13 protein-coding genes are annotated in these 13764 nt (G+C 74.4%); 2 read left to right on the forward strand and 11 right to left on the reverse strand.

The features are described 5' to 3' along the window. Positions 1-255: 255 nt before the first annotated feature. Positions 256-1272 carry a thiopeptide-type bacteriocin biosynthesis protein gene (locus B4N89_RS32410; RefSeq protein ID WP_235619040.1) on the forward strand — a complete coding sequence of 339 codons (1017 nt, stop codon included), beginning with the start codon at positions 256-258 and terminating at the stop codon, positions 1270-1272. Continuing rightward, positions 1269-2546, forward strand: coding sequence for a lanthionine synthetase LanC family protein (locus B4N89_RS32415; protein ID WP_078980039.1), 1278 nt, complete (start codon positions 1269-1271; stop codon positions 2544-2546). Before B4N89_RS32410 ends, B4N89_RS32415 begins: the two co-directional genes overlap by 4 nt. Here B4N89_RS32415 and B4N89_RS48090 read toward each other — a convergent pair. The 11 genes from B4N89_RS48090 to B4N89_RS32470 form a co-directional block, all read right to left on the reverse strand. Continuing rightward, the gene (locus B4N89_RS48090) at positions 2436-4076 is read right to left on the reverse strand and encodes a hypothetical protein (protein WP_161500892.1); all 1641 of its coding nucleotides are present in this window, start codon (positions 4074-4076) and stop codon (positions 2436-2438) included. The genes B4N89_RS32415 and B4N89_RS48090 overlap by 111 nt on opposite strands. Further along, complete coding sequence (locus B4N89_RS52740) at positions 4067-4783, reverse strand: lantibiotic dehydratase (RefSeq protein ID WP_161500893.1); 717 nt, start codon at positions 4781-4783, stop codon at positions 4067-4069. Before B4N89_RS52740 ends, B4N89_RS48090 begins: the two co-directional genes overlap by 10 nt. Next, a complete protein-coding gene (locus tag B4N89_RS32430; RefSeq protein WP_078980042.1) occupies positions 4774-5052 on the reverse strand; it encodes a hypothetical protein in 279 nt (92 codons plus the stop codon). The genes B4N89_RS52740 and B4N89_RS32430 overlap by 10 nt, the downstream gene beginning before the upstream one ends. Before the next feature lie 82 nt (positions 5053-5134). Then, positions 5135-6043 (reverse strand): TauD/TfdA family dioxygenase, encoded by a 909-nt coding sequence (locus B4N89_RS32435; RefSeq protein ID WP_078980043.1) that lies wholly within the window; start codon positions 6041-6043, stop codon positions 5135-5137. A 55-nt stretch (positions 6044-6098) separates the two neighbouring features. Continuing rightward, positions 6099-7670 carry an MBL fold metallo-hydrolase gene (locus B4N89_RS32440; RefSeq protein WP_078980044.1) on the reverse strand — a complete coding sequence of 524 codons (1572 nt, stop codon included), beginning with the start codon at positions 7668-7670 and terminating at the stop codon, positions 6099-6101. Positions 7671-7814: 144 nt separating this feature from the next. Further along, positions 7815-8063 (reverse strand): response regulator transcription factor, encoded by a 249-nt coding sequence (locus B4N89_RS32445; protein ID WP_078980045.1) that lies wholly within the window; start codon positions 8061-8063, stop codon positions 7815-7817. 176 nt (positions 8064-8239) lie between these two features. Next, positions 8240-8986, reverse strand: coding sequence for a Clp protease N-terminal domain-containing protein (locus B4N89_RS32450; protein ID WP_078980046.1), 747 nt, complete (start codon positions 8984-8986; stop codon positions 8240-8242). A 74-nt stretch (positions 8987-9060) separates the two neighbouring features. After that, positions 9061-11100 (reverse strand): FUSC family protein, encoded by a 2040-nt coding sequence (locus B4N89_RS32455; RefSeq protein WP_078980047.1) that lies wholly within the window; start codon positions 11098-11100, stop codon positions 9061-9063. A 128-nt stretch (positions 11101-11228) separates the two neighbouring features. Further along, positions 11229-11900, reverse strand: coding sequence for a class I SAM-dependent DNA methyltransferase (locus tag B4N89_RS32460; RefSeq protein ID WP_078980048.1), 672 nt, complete (start codon positions 11898-11900; stop codon positions 11229-11231). A gap of 75 nt (positions 11901-11975) precedes the next feature. Then, the gene (locus B4N89_RS32465) at positions 11976-12485 is read right to left on the reverse strand and encodes a mycothiol transferase (protein WP_078980049.1); all 510 of its coding nucleotides are present in this window, start codon (positions 12483-12485) and stop codon (positions 11976-11978) included. A gap of 133 nt (positions 12486-12618) precedes the next feature. Next, complete coding sequence (locus B4N89_RS32470; RefSeq protein WP_235619042.1) at positions 12619-13638, reverse strand: GlxA family transcriptional regulator; 1020 nt, start codon at positions 13636-13638, stop codon at positions 12619-12621. Positions 13639-13764 lie beyond the last annotated feature (126 nt).

The following is a 13764-nucleotide window of genomic DNA, read 5'->3' on the forward strand; positions in this document are numbered from 1 at the left end:
CGGGCCCTGGTCGAGGCGCGGCAGGCCGCCGGGCCTTCGAGGCGACGCGGTTTCGTCGCCCTGGGAAGCATTTTGACTACCTAGCGCATCGATCACTCGTGGTCAATTCACGAGTTCTCGTGACAATACGGCGCACTCGGTCGCCCGCGAGGATGGCGCGGAAACGACGGTGCCGAGTGGGACGGTCGAGGCGAGGACGCCGATCGGGTCGGTCATCGCGAACGTGCCGACGTGGTCGGCGGTGGGGACGGTGGCATGGGCTCGGCCGAGATGGGGCACGATCGGGGACCGGCCGGTGAGGTGTGTGTCGGTGCCCGGTCGGTGCCGCTGGGCGTGCTCCTGGACGACTGCCTCCGGGACGTCCGGAAGGCCGGCGCGGATCCGGCCGACGGCGAATACGCGGCGGCCCGCCGGGCGTTCCTGGCCGCCGGGCTGGCCGCGCTCGATCGGGCCGCCGACCGTCGGGTGCGGCGGACCAGGTGGATCCAGGTCGGAGTGACCCCCGTGGCCGACGCCGAGGGCCGACTGTACGGGCAGTTGGCGGAATCGGCCCGCGAGCTGCTGGCCGGCGGCGTCGCCACGGACTTCTTCTATCTGCACAAACCGCCGGGGGTCAGGATCAGATTCGCCGTGCACGGCGACGCGGCGACGGCCGAGCGACTGCGCGAGATCGTGTCCGCGCGGGCCGACGACTGGCTGCGCGAGCATGTGGTGCGGCATCGGGAACCGGGCGGATACGAGCCGGAGGCGCACCTGTTCGGCGGTGAGGTCTCGATGCGCAGCGTGCACCGCCTGTTCACCGCCGACTCGCTGGCCTGGCTGCGCTTCCTGGCCGACGACGCCCGCGCGTTGCCCGCGTGGGCCTACTCGCTGATCCTGCTCCGCGACGTGCTCGACGGCGTCGGGGTGGCGGGTTGGGAGGACCGGGACGTGTGGGACCGGGTGCGGCGCGGCACCGGGCGCGGCCTGCCGGCGGACGTACCGGACGCGTGGCGGGAGACGGCGGTCCGGATCCGGGCGCACTGGCGCGCGATCGGGGCACTGCGCGACGCGCTGCCGGAACCGCTGCGCGCGGCGGCCGTACGGCATCGAGTCGAGGTCGCGGCCGAGGCGGAGCGGTGGACGCGCGGCTACTTCGCCACGGAGGAGGCCGAGGTGGGACCGAGACAGGCACTCGCGTACTACACGGTGTTCCACTGGAATCGCGGCCGACTGGCGCTGCCGACCCAGTGCCTGCTCGCGGACGCGCTCGCCGGACGGACCCGCTCGTGACGCCGGGGCCCGAGGCCGCCACCCGCACCCCCGCCAGCACCCGGGGCGCCGACACGTCCGCCGACGCCGCCGTACGCGCCCTCGCGCGCTCCTTCCTGGCGACCTACGCGCGCCGCGGACGCGGTGGCGGGCCGTGGGCCGAGCCGGGGCCGGTGGTGCTCGCCGTACTGCTCGCCCGCACCGGCGACGCCGAGGACACCCTCGTCGCCCGCGCGGCGGTGCGCCGCTGGGCCCCGGACGCGCTCGCTCGCCGGGTGGGGCATTCGGGCCTGCACGACGGCGGGTTGGCCGGGATGGTGGTCGGGCTGCGCCTGGGGGCGACTCTGCATCCGCCGCTGGCCTCGGTCGCCGAACGGGTCCGGGTACGCCTCGCCGCCCGCTGCGCGCGCGACCCGTGGCGGCGGACCGGAGTCGGCTTCGCCGACTACGACCTGGTCAGCGGACCGGCGGGGATACTCCTCGGGCTCGGCGCGGGCGGCGCGGACGTCGGCGTCCCGGGCGGCTCGGGGGCCGGGGTCGGCGCGCTCGTCGCGCACCTGGCCGGCCTGTGCGCCGAGCCGGGGCTGCGCCGGCTGCGGATCGCCGAGTTCTCCGGGCAGCCCTGGCCCGCGCGCTTCCTGGGCCGGGTCAATCTGGGCTTGGCACACGGCGCGCCGGGGGTACTGCTCGCGTTGACCGCGGCGGCGCGGGCGGCCGGGGATCGTGCGGACGAGATCCTGGAGCCGCTGGCCGCGGCGGCGGGGTGGGTCGCCGGGGCGGCCGTTCCGGACCCGAACGGGAATGCGATGTGGGGTCCGGTCGCGGGCGGGCCCGGCGCGGCCGGTGGGGCCGGCGGGGCCGAACGCGCCGCCGGTCATCGCGAGGGCTGGTGCTATGGGACTCCGGGGGTGTCGTGGGCGCTGTGGGAGGCCGCACAGGTACTCGGCGACGCGGAGGTGCGGCGCCGCGCGGAGGATGGGTTCCGCTCGTCGGCGCGCCGATTCCCCCTGGAGCGCCGCCTGTTCGACGGTGGCGTGGCCGACCGCCTCGGCGTGTGCCACGGCGCGGCGGGCGTACTCGCCATCGCCGACGCCTTCGCCCGCCACGCGGGCCTGCCGGAGGCGATCACCCTGCGCACCCGCCTGACCGGCGAGATCCGCGCCGAACTCCTGTCCTTCCCCCGCCTATTCGCCCCGGCCGACACCACCCTCCTCGGGCTCGCCGGCACCCTGGCCGTCCTGCTCACGCCGACCTCGGGCGACCGGGGCTGGCTGCGGTGCCTGGGGCTGCGGTAACGCCCGATGGGATGCGGGTCGGCGTGGTGGGGGTTCGGACCGGTGTCGGGGGTGGATCCAGTCGACGGCGAGTTCGGCGGCGTAGTGCCGGCCCGCCTGGTCGACGATCGGCCATTCCTCGGGTGGGCCCGGGGTTTCGGTCAGTTCCAGGCAAGGGGTGTCGGCGGGGAGACGGTCCAGGAGGGTGCGCAGGACCAGGGGGCTGTCGGTGCGGACGAGCAGTTCCGGCGCGCCGAGGGCGATGCGTACGTAGACCAGGTCCGGGACGCCGAGTTCGTCCAGCGTGCGGCGCCAGGCCAGGTAGCGTTCGGCGGCGCTCCCGACAACGAACGGGCCGGCCTCGATCCGCCACCGCTTCGGCGCGGTCACCGTGCCGTCGGCGCAGGTCACCCTCGGGTACACGACGGCGCAGGTGTCGTCGGCGAGCCGCACCCGGGCCGGCACCGGCTCATGACGCCTGGTCAGATCCCACCCCTGCGCCCCCGCCAGGGCCAGCAGCAGCCGGCCGCGCGGGTCGCCGCGCCCGATCACCGCGCAGGAGCCGTACACGGGTACCCGCCACGCCGCCTCCCCCGCCCGCCCCAACCACGGCCGCAGCCCGCCGTCCACGGTCACCGTCAATCCCGCCGGCCCCTCGCCGCCCAGGTCCCGGGGATCGGCGACCTCGTCCGTCAGCGGTGGATGCAGCGCCGCGTCGGGATTGGCCGCGTCCCGCCCGACCACCTCGATCGCCTCGACACCGTCGGGCAACGCGCGCCGCAACCACGCGGCGGCACTGGGCGGCGGGTCGGGGTGGGCCGGGCCCGAGCCCTCGGCGGCCTCCGCGAGCAGTGCGTGGTGCAGGCCGGCGAACGGCATCAGATGGGGCAGCCCACCGCCGAGCCAGACCGCGCCGGCGACGGTCGGCCGCACCAACACGCTGCCCCACGGCCCGGGACCGCGAGCGCGCCCCGCCGTCGACGGCGCACCGTCGGCCAACCGCCCCAGTAGCCGCACCCGTTCCCGCTCGGCCGTCCCGTCGCGGCCGTGCCGGGCGAGCAGCAGCCCGATCGCCCGTCGAGTGCCCTCGCGCAGTTCGTCGCACCAGTACACCCGCCAAGGCAACCGCACGGAGAACACCAGCAGATCACCTTCGGGCCGCCCGGGTACACCGGCCCACTCCCACATCCGATGAATCTCCGCCTCCGCCGCCGCCACCGACTCCGCGACCTCCATGGCCGACGCCGAGTGGTAGCGCGCCCCGAGTCGGTCACAGGCGGACCGCAACCGGCGCAGCCCGCTCTCCCACACCGCCGCGTCCGCCGCGTTCAACGACCGACCCGCCACCTCCAGGGCCGTCCACGCGCACGCGGCCCGCAACGGCAACGCGGGCGCCGGTCGCCCCGCGTAGCCGGGCCCGTCCCCGAGCCGATCGAGCACCCTCCCGAACGGCACCACGGAAGGGCACACCCGAAGCACCCCCGCCGCACCCTCCACCACCAGCCCCGGGCCCGCCCGCCCGGGCCCGCCGCCCTCCGGCGTCACCCGCACCGATGCCACCCCGCCCACGCGCCCGCCGGAGTCGGCCGGCCGGCCGCGCGCAGGAGGTAGCGCAGGACCGTGTCCTCGGTACGGCGGCGGCGCTTGTCGGCGGGGGCGGACTCCGGCGCGCCGGCCCAGTGACGGGCGACCTCCCGATGGGCGAGGACCAGGGCCCTGGCGAAGCGGGGTTCGTGGGTGAGCCGCCACAGAGCGTGCCGTTGGCGGGCCAGTTCGGCGGCGTACTCGGCCTCGAACGCCGCGCGCGACCGCGCCAGTTCGGTGCGATCGGCGGCATCGGCCGCCAGGAGCCCAGTCAGTTCGGGATCCCCGATCACGGGCAGCGCACCCCAGGGGGCGTCGCCGCGACCCACGGCCCGGCGCACTGCCAGGAGGCGGTGGCGCGCGGCGGGGTCGGCCACGTGCGGAACGGCCGCGTGCAGGCGGGCGAGCAGCGTGGGTCGGCGGGCCGCCAGTGCGGCGACGCGGGAGACGATCCCGGCGGCGCGTACGGTCAACCCGGGCGCGGCGAACGTGTCCAGTGTCTCCACCGGCCACGCCGCCGCGCGCAGCAGCGCCGTGGGGGCCACCTCGACCGGCCACTCGGGCCCGTCGTCATCGGCCGGAGCCGTCACCCGTGCCCCCGGATAGGCGTCGAGCCGGGCGTCACCGGCAGGCCGGTGACGCCCGGGATGCGGTGTCTCTTCCGCTACCAGCAACACATGATGGTCGACGGCGGGTCCGCCGCCTCGGCCATCTCGCCGACGTCGATCTTCGGCATCTCGCCCTCGTACCGGACGAACCCGTTCGAGCCGCCCAACGGGCTCGCCTCCGCGGCGGCCAACGTGGCCTCCGCGTAGACCAGTTCCTCACCCGTGACCCGGCACGCCTCCAGGAGTTCGTCCCGGAGGAAGTACACCGCTCCTTCCTTGCCACGCAGTAGCGTTCCCCGGGTGTGTGCGGTCGGCTGGTCCAACTCTTCGGACATGTGTGCCACTTCCCTTCCCTGTTCGACGACCCGGCCCTGATGCGCGGGTCCACCGATGTGCGTCGGCGCGATCGCGCCGAGGTCAGCGCAGCTTGAGCTGCTTGAAGTGCCGTTTGCGCCCACCCGGTACCGGCCGGATCCGGCTGCGGCCGTGGAAGAAGGCCCAGTTGTCGAAGATCACCACCGTGCCGGCGGTCCAGTGCACGCCGAACATGGCGGCCGGGTCGTACATCGCGTCCAGCAGGTCCTGGATCGCGCCGCGCACCGTCTCGGATCCGACCGCCTCCGCCGACCCGGTGTAGCGCCAGCGCAGCACCTCGGCGCCGAAGTCGCGGAAGCAGAACACCGGCAGCCCGTCGCGCCGGGAGAACATCGGCGGCCCGGTCGGGAAGTCGTGGCAGTTCGTGGCCGCCAGCACGTCCAGTTCGAGCGCGGACAATTTCGCCTTCACCGCCGCCATGGGTACGAACACCGTCTGCCCGCCGCGGTCGCGTTCGGGTGGCTCGACGCACATCAGGGCGATCAGGCGGGGCTGCTTGGACAGCGGATGCACGGCGATCTCGGTGTGCAGGTTCAGGTGGTTCGCGGCGATCAGCGCCAGGTCGTAGCGGGTGGTCCCGGGTTGGTCGTGGCGCAGGTTGAGCACGGCGCGCCGCTCCACGTAGGGCCGCAGTTCGGCGTTGATCTCGGTCTCCATCACGGCGCCGAGCGCCGCGCCGAGGGCGAGGAATTCGGTGGTGCTCGGGCAACGGTCGAAGTCGAGCCGGACGATGCCGCGGCGGGCCAGCGCGGTGCGCACCAGCGGTACGGTGCGCGCGATCGTGTCGGCGACCATCCGCAGCCGGGGCAGTCCGTCCGGTTCCGGCAACCAGCGCGCGCCGTCGAGCAGGATCTCGCGGTGCGCGACGTGCGGGTGACAGGGCTGTTCGACGAACGAACCGGTGAGCGTCGCGGGCCGGTCGTCGAGGCGAGGTACGAGGGCGGCGGGCATGGTGTCCTCCCGAATCGGGGCGGCGGGGGCGAAGTCGGGGTCGGCGGCGGGCGGATCAGTCCCGGGACAGCGGCGCGGCGCCCGCGACGATCGGTTCCCGGGCGTCGTACGGCCAGCGGTGACCGGCCCGCCGGATCGGCACCGGGGCCCCCGCCACCTCGTGGACCGCGTCGCCCGGCCGCAGCAGCAGTACGTCGACGGCGGAGCCGAGCAGGCCGCCCGGCATCTCCGTGCGCCGCCGGGCCGCGGTCGCGACACGTTCGGGACAGGGGTCGAACCCGTGGGCCTCGCCGCCGGTTTCGTCCAGTCGGGGACCGAGTCCCGCCCGCCAGTACCACGGCGCGCCGCCGTCGGCGTACGGCACGAGCAGCCGGGCGCCCCAGCGTTCGGCGATGTCGACCGCCTCGTCCGGGGTGGTCATCAGCCGTTGTCGGCAGTTCCACTGGTCGGGCGGCACGAACGCCAGGTAGCGCGCGACCGAGGTGAACAGCAGCTGCACCGGGTACATCAGCCAGCCCCGGTATCCGCAGAACACCGCGTCGACCGGGCCGAGTCGGGTGCGCGCCTGGGCGGCGACCTCGCGCACCTCCCCCTGCGCGTCGCGCCCGGAGTCGGCCAGGAAGGCCGCGGATCCGGTCGGGGTGCGGACCAGGTAGGTGTTGCCGTGATTGCGGATGCCCGGGTGCAACACCGGTCCGTCGGTGGGCTGTTCGCCGTGGAAGGGCAGTGCGTGCACCTCGATGTCGCCGATCGTGGTGCGCTGCCACCAGTCGAGTTCGACGACGTGCTCGAAGCCGAGTTCCCGGATCCGGCGGGCGAGGTCGACGGTCAGTACGGTCTCCCGCTCCACGCGCGGTACCACCACGCGGGTGTCGGGCGGCAGCCGCAACAGGGAGGCGGGCGCGAAGTGGTCGGGGTGGGAGTGGGTGATCAGGACCGCGTCGACGCGGCCGAGGTCGGCGGGCCGCAGCGGCTGGTAGTCGGGCGGATGGGCGCGGTCGTGCGCGAAGAACAGCGGATCGACCACGACGGCGCTGCGCCGCGAACGCACCACGACCGTGTTGTGCCCGACGAACTCCAGCTCGCCGCAGGCGGGTTCGGCCTGCGGATCGGCCACGGCCGGCAGCACGAACCCCTCGTCGCGCAGCACGTCCAGGAACGTGGCGGCGCGCGGATCACCGCCCGCGACCACGCTCGACCCGGCCGCCGTCTCCTCGACCGGCGCGCTCAGCGCGGCGATCAGCGTGTGCACCCACGGCCAGTCGTGGTCGCCGAACTCGAACCGACGGGCCCGACCGTCCGCGGCGGCGCTGACGGTGAGCCCGCGCGGGCGGGCCCGGGCCGGGTCGGGGAAGAGCAGGTCGGCCCGCAACTCCCAGGCCGGGCCGATCGTTCGGCCCGGACGCGCGGTCCGCCGGAAGGCGGGCTCGGCGACCGCGCGCCGGAGCAGTTCGGGGCCCATCCGGACCAGGTCGTCGAATCCGTGCCGCCGTACGTGCCGCAGCACCGGCGCGAACATCTCCCGCGCGGTGGCCTCGGGCCGCGCGCCGACGGGACTTCCGAAGGGAGTCGAATCCGCATAGTCCACCTGCAACGCGACGTCGTCGCGCAAACGCCACTCGGGCATCGCCGTTCCCCCATGCCTGCCGCACTCGGGCCGTGTCCGCGACCCGGTCGCGACCCGTCATCCGTCCACACACACAGCGTGCGGCGGCAGTGACTCGGTGTATTGTCACGGGTATTCGGGGCCGGCGCACGGCGCATCGGTGTGTTAGCGCCCCGGGCGACCGTCTCCCGGGGCCATCGCCAGGCGGATCAACTCCGCCCGGGTGGCGACGCCGAGCTTGGTGCGGATCCGGCGCAGATACGCGTCGACGGTGTGCACGGAGATCCCCATGCAACGGGCCGTCCGCGCATAGGTGTCGCCCTGCGCGACGTGCCACAGCACCTGCAACTCGCGAGGCGTCAGCGCGGCTTCGGCCACGGCCGAGAACCCGCCCTCGCCGGGAAGATGACACATCCCCGCCCCCTGGCCGGTTCCCGTACCGATCCCCGTGTTCCGGCCGCCGGCCCCGGATCGGAACGATCCGAGCGAAACCGGCGGCCCTTCCAGTCGAGCAGCACGGCGATGCCCGGGCACGCAAACGGCACTTCTTTAACCCGAACGCACCATTTATCACACAGGGATGACAGGGATCAGGCCTGCGGTCCGTCGGCGGCGCCGGCGATGGCGGTCAAGGCCTCGGTGACGTATGCGTCGACGGCCGCCTTGTCGATACCCAGGCCGCCGAGGACGCCGTCGGCGTCGCCCTCGAACTCCAGGAGCGCGAGCAGGACATGCTCGGTGCCGACGTAGTTGTGACCCAGGCGCAGCGCCTCGCGGAGGGTGAGTTCCAAGACCTTGCGGGCCGCCGCGTCGTAGGGGACGAGGTCGGGCACCGTCTCGGCGGTCGGCGGCAGTTCGGCGCGGGCCGCCTCCCGGAGCGCGTCCAGCGTGACGCCCTGGGCGACCACGGCCGCGGCGCCGAGCGAGGCGGGGTCGGCGATCAGGCCGAGGATCAGGTGTACCGGCCCGATCTCGGTGTTGCCCGCCGCGTGCGCCTCGTTCTGCGCCACCACCACCAGGTTGCGGGCCCGGGCGGTGAACCGGCCGAAGCCCTGGCGCGGATCGAGTTCGGATTCGCCGGCGGCCTTGGGGACGAAGCGCTTCTGCGCCGCCTGCTTGGTGACGCCCATACTGGCGCCGATGTCCTTCCAGGACGCGCCGGAGCGGCGGGCCTGGTCCACGAAGTGGCCGATGAGGTGGTCGGCCACCTCGCCGAGGTGATCGGACACGATCACCGCGCCGGACAGTTGCTCCAGGATGTCGGAGTGGGTCTGCTTGATGGTTTCGATGAGATCGTCGAGCCGGACCGGGTTGGTCATGCGCGTGGGATTCTCCATTCGTCAACCGTAGGTTGACCGACCCGATTGGTCAACCCTTGGTTGACGGCTTGTCGGCGCCTGCCGGTCGACGTCTAGCGGTTCCCGGTGTTCGGTGATTCCGGCGACTCGGACGGCCCGTCCAGCGTCGAGCGCACCGAGCGGACCTCCCGCCGCACGTCGGAGAACACGTCCCGCGGCTCCTCGACCTCCGCCGACGCAACGGACCCGACCGGGCCCGTACCCGACCCCGCTCCCGCCCCCTCCGAGCGCATCGACGCCGCCAACGCCCGCAGTTCGGCCGCGATGTGCGCCGCCGCCTCCGGCGAGGGCGGCGGCGCGCCGTGCGCGGTGTGCACCGCGGCGGCCGTGCCCGTGTCGATCACCCGCTCCACCGCCACGATCAGCGGCCACCAGGCCGCCGCCCGCGCACCCGCCGGCGGCGGTTCGCCGAGCGCGCGCTGGAACTCGGTGCGCACGTCGGACAGATCGCGATAGATCCGCCGCCGGGTCCGGGCCCGGGCAGCCTGGTCGGTGTTCTCGTCGAACGCGCACTCGATGTAGCGCGCGGTGTCCTCGATCGCGGTGGCCAACCGCGCGCCGACCCGGGTGTGCCAACTCTCCGGCCACAACGCATAGCCCACGACCAGCACGATCGCGCAACCGATCAGGCTGTCCACCAGGCGCGGCGCGAGCAGCCCGACCCCCTGGTGGCCCAGCAGATCGGACAGGATCAGGATCAGCGGCGTGATCACCGCGGTCTGATAGCCGTAGCCGCGCCGGGACAGTATCGGCAGCGCCGCCGCGAGCACGAGCACGACCGGCACCTCCCATCCCCCGCGCGGCACGAACTCCAGGATTCCGCCGGCCACCACCAGCCCGGCCGCCGTACCCAAGGCGCGCAGCAGGGCCCGGGAGAAGACCGAGCCGAAGTCCGGTTTGAGCACGAAGGTGACGGTCAGCGGCACCCAGTACGAGCGGGGTACGTCCACCACGGACACCAGCGCCTGGGCCACTCCGATGCACAGGGTCAGCCGCAGCCCGTACCGCCACGACTCCGCCGACACCAGCAGAGCGCGCGCCCCGGCCGCCACCCGCGCGGGCAGCGCACCCGGACGACCGACCCGGTCGGGCACCCGGTAGGCGCCGGACAACGTCTCCCGGGCGTGGGCGATGGCGGCGGCCACCGCTCGATCGGCCGGAGCGCGGACGCCCGAGCGGTCGGCCGATCCGACGGGGACCGTACCGCCGCGCACCGCCGCCGCGACCTCGCGCACGGCGGCCACGTCGGCCTCGGCCGGCGAGCGCTGCTCGGCGTGCGTCGCGGTGCCCGCCTCGACCAGCGGGCCGACCGCGTTCAGCAGCGCGACCAGGCGCGACATGCCGCGACTGCGGCCCGGTGCCACCGCCCGCCGGCCGAGCAGCAGGTCGTACGCGTGGTTCAGGGTCAGCGTCACCTCGGCCCGGGCCGGCTCCCACTCCTCGGTGCCGGCCGCCGCCAGCAGGTTCGCGGTCGCGTCGTACGCGTCGGCGACCGCGTCCCGTTCGGGGACGCGCGAGCGCGCGGGCCAGGCGAGCAGCGCCATCAGCAGCACCAGCCCGGCCCCGGCCAGGGTCAGCATCGGCGCGCGCCACCACGGCGAGGGCATCGGCAGGCCGGCCCCGATCACCGCCATCAGCAGCAGGTTCAGGCCGGACGCCGAGGCCACCGCGCCGATCGTGCTGATCATCCCGGCGATCAGGGCAAGCATCGTGAGCATCGCGACGGCGGACCAGCCGTGTCCGAACTGCGCGCTGCCGAGCGCGAGTCCGATCGCGCCGACGATCTGCGGGACGGCGATGTTGAGGACGCGCAGCCGGTACGCGTCGGCGGTGTCGCCGAAGACCGCGCCGAGCGCGCCGATGGCCACGAGCGCGCCGGAGGCGGTGTCGTCGACGAGCACGCCCACGGCGAGCGGCGCGCCGATGCCGATCGCGGCGCGCACGGCGGCGGCCTTCGGCATCGGGCCCGGGGTGGCGCGCAGGGTCAGGGCCAGCCACTCCGGCGGCGCGAGGCGGCCGGGACGGGCGGGACGGGCGGCAGCGCCGTCGGGCCGCCCGTCGTCGCCGGGGTCCGCACGTTCGGTCATCGTCATCACAGGATCCCGAACGAGGCGAGGCGGAGGGACAAGGCGCGCGGAGCCGGATGAGTACGGCATTCCGCTGCCGGCTCCACGGTAGCGGCCGGCCGGCGGCGGCCGGCCGGCGCCCCGGCCGCGACCGCTCAGCCCGCGGCGGACTTGCGCGCGTGTACGAAGAGTTGTTCCTCCGGCCCGGCGGCGGGGTGTCGGGGATGGAACACGCTGACCCGTTGACGCAGGATCTCCAGGCCGGCGGCACGCAGGCGCACGAGCAGTTCCTCGCCCGCGTGGCTGGTCACCCGGGCCCGGTGACCCAGCCAGTCGATCTCCACGCCGTCCGCCTCGGCCGGCACGGTCGCGAACGCGAGCAGCCCGCCGGGCACGAGCCGGGCGCCCAGGCGTTCGAGTTGGTGGTCCAGGTCGGCGCGCGGCAGTTGCAGGAACGGGAAGAACGCGCAGACCGCGTCCCAGGCCGCGTCGTCGTCGACCAGGTCGCGGGCGTCCACCTGCTCGAAGACGGCGCCGGGAACCCGGGCCCGGGCCAGTTCGACCATGGTCGCCGAGACGTCGATCCCGGTCACCCGGTGACCGGCCGCGGTCAGCCGCTCGGCGGTCGGCCGGCCCGTACCGGACCCGATGTCCAGCACCTTCGAGCCGGGCGGGAGTTCGGCGATCAGCCAGTCCAGCGCGGCCAGTTGTTCGGGCAGATCGGCGAACGCGGTCTCGTAGTCGGCCCCGATGGCGTCGAACAACGCGGCGGCGGGAGAGCGTGCGCCGTGTGCCGACGGGGAGGGCGAAACGGGATGGGGGGCCATGGGAACGGCGTCCTTTCCTCCGTGGGAAGGGCGGGAAGAGCTGGGGACCACGTGGGAAGCGCGGAGGGAGCGGACCTAACGCCGCAGCAGGATGCCCCGGATGAACGCCGCCTGCCCCGCGTGTTGGAGGTCGTCGCCGATCACGCTGACCAGCCGTACGCCCAGGGTGACCGCCGGCGTCCACGCCTCGTCCACGACCCGATCCAGGTCCGCGGGCGTCAGGTCGCGGACGTACCCGACGGTCTGCTCGTGTACCGCGTCGTAGTAACCGGTGAGCAGGTCCGCCGAGTCCACCCGCACCGCGGCCACCGCCTTCGTGTCCTGCCCGTAGCCGATCGCCCGGACCGGGAAGGGCAGTTCGAAGCGCTTGTGCCAGTCCTGCGCGGTCCACACCTGCTCCAGGCCCGCGACGTCGGCGACGTGGTCGTCCTGGACCCGGGCCAGGTGCCAGATCAGCCACGCGATCGAGTTCGCGTCGTCGTCCAGTCGCTCGGCCAGTTGGCCGGGGGTCAGATCGGCGACCGCCTCGTGCACGACCTCGCGCACCCGGTCGAATGCGTCGACCAATAGCTCCGCGCTGTTCATCGAACCCCTCGCTCCACTCGTTCCGCCGGTGTGCCGTCTGTGTGGTCCGCGTCGTCCCGCTCGTCTGCTACTCCTGCCCCGTCCGCTCCCCGTCGTACACCTGCCGCGCGGGCGGCGATCGGCGCTCGTCGGCTCACTCGGGGTCTCGGTCCGGATGTCGCGACTGCTGCGCGGGGGTGAAGTCGGCGACGAGGGAGCGGAAGGCCGCGCGGTAGACGCTCGGGGTGGTGCCGGTCGCGCGCAGGAAGTGGGCGCGCAGGTTCGCGGGGGTGCCCAGGCCGGTCTGCGCCGCGATGCGTTCGACCGGGTCCTCGGTGCGCTCCAGCAGCCACTGGGCGCGCTGGATCCGGATGCGGAGCAGGTATTGCAGCGGGGAGAGCCCGGTCTCGGCCCGGAATCGCCGGGTGAGGCTGCGCACGCCCAGTCCCGCGCGGCCGGCGATGTCGGCGAGCGCGATCGGGTGGTGCAGGTTGGCCGCCAGCCACGTGGTGGTCGGTTCGAGGCTGCTGCCGGGTGGCGTGTACGCGCTGTGCGCGGCGTCGTCCGGGCCGTCGGCGTCGACCTCCTCGGCCGGGGCGTGCAGGTGCAGGAACAGTTGCCGCTCGGTCTCGATGGCCACGCCCATGCCGTAGTCGAGCGTGACCAGGTCGAGGTACAGATCGACGCCGCCGAACACGCCGGCGGCGGAGTGGAAACCGCCGTCGGCGACCACCTCGCCCTCGGGGTCGACCTCGATCCGGGGGTGCCGTCGAGCCAGTTCCCCGGTGTACCGCCGGGCGGTGGCCGCGCGCCGGCCGTCCAGGAGGCCGGTGGCCGCGAGGGTGAACGTCCCGGTGCCGACCGCGCCGATCCGACCGCCGCGCGCGGCGACGCCCCGCAGCGCGGCTGCGATCTCCGGCGCGGGTTCGTCGCGAAAGGCCGCGTGCCCCGGGATCAGGACCGTGTCGGCCTCCTCCAGCACGGCCGGATCCCAGTGCGCCTCCACCCGGAAGGCCCCGGGTTCACCGGTGGCCGCGAAGCCCGGGGCGGTACAGATCCGCAGGTCGTAGGCGACCGGTGGGTGATGCCGAGCGGCGGTGCCGAAGACCAGTCCGGGGGCGGTGAGCTGATGCCCGGGGATTCCGTCGAGCGCGAGCACGGCGATCACTGGCATGTCCGGAATCTAACCGAGGACGACATCGAGGCGGCTGTTTCGAGCCGATCGCCGCGCCGAGGATGGACAACACGGGGCCGGACGCGGGAGACGTCCGGTCCCGGGTACGGCCGCCGCACCCCTGTG

The sequence above is a fragment of the Embleya scabrispora genome (assembly GCF_002024165.1).
Lineage (GTDB): Bacteria > Actinomycetota > Actinomycetes > Streptomycetales > Streptomycetaceae > Embleya > Embleya scabrispora_A.

Bases quoted from the DNA above. Each gene is read 5' to 3' on its own strand.
- B4N89_RS32410 (WP_235619040.1), top strand. From the start codon at position 256: ATGGGCTCGGCCGAGATGGGGCACGATCGGGGACCGGCCGGTGAGGTG.
- B4N89_RS32430 (WP_078980042.1), bottom strand. From the start codon at position 5,052: ATGTCCGAAGAGTTGGACCAGCCGACCGCACACACCCGGGGAACGCTA.
- B4N89_RS32435 (WP_078980043.1), bottom strand. From the start codon at position 6,043: ATGCCCGCCGCCCTCGTACCTCGCCTCGACGACCGGCCCGCGACGCTC.
- B4N89_RS32440 (WP_078980044.1), bottom strand. From the start codon at position 7,670: ATGCCCGAGTGGCGTTTGCGCGACGACGTCGCGTTGCAGGTGGACTAT.
- B4N89_RS32445 (WP_078980045.1), bottom strand. From the start codon at position 8,063: ATGTGTCATCTTCCCGGCGAGGGCGGGTTCTCGGCCGTGGCCGAAGCC.
- B4N89_RS32450 (WP_078980046.1), bottom strand. From the start codon at position 8,986: ATGGAGAATCCCACGCGCATGACCAACCCGGTCCGGCTCGACGATCTC.
- B4N89_RS32455 (WP_078980047.1), bottom strand. From the start codon at position 11,100: ATGACGATGACCGAACGTGCGGACCCCGGCGACGACGGGCGGCCCGAC.
- B4N89_RS32460 (WP_078980048.1), bottom strand. From the start codon at position 11,900: ATGGCCCCCCATCCCGTTTCGCCCTCCCCGTCGGCACACGGCGCACGC.
- B4N89_RS32465 (WP_078980049.1), bottom strand. From the start codon at position 12,485: ATGAACAGCGCGGAGCTATTGGTCGACGCATTCGACCGGGTGCGCGAG.
- B4N89_RS32470 (WP_235619042.1), bottom strand. From the start codon at position 13,638: ATGCCAGTGATCGCCGTGCTCGCGCTCGACGGAATCCCCGGGCATCAG.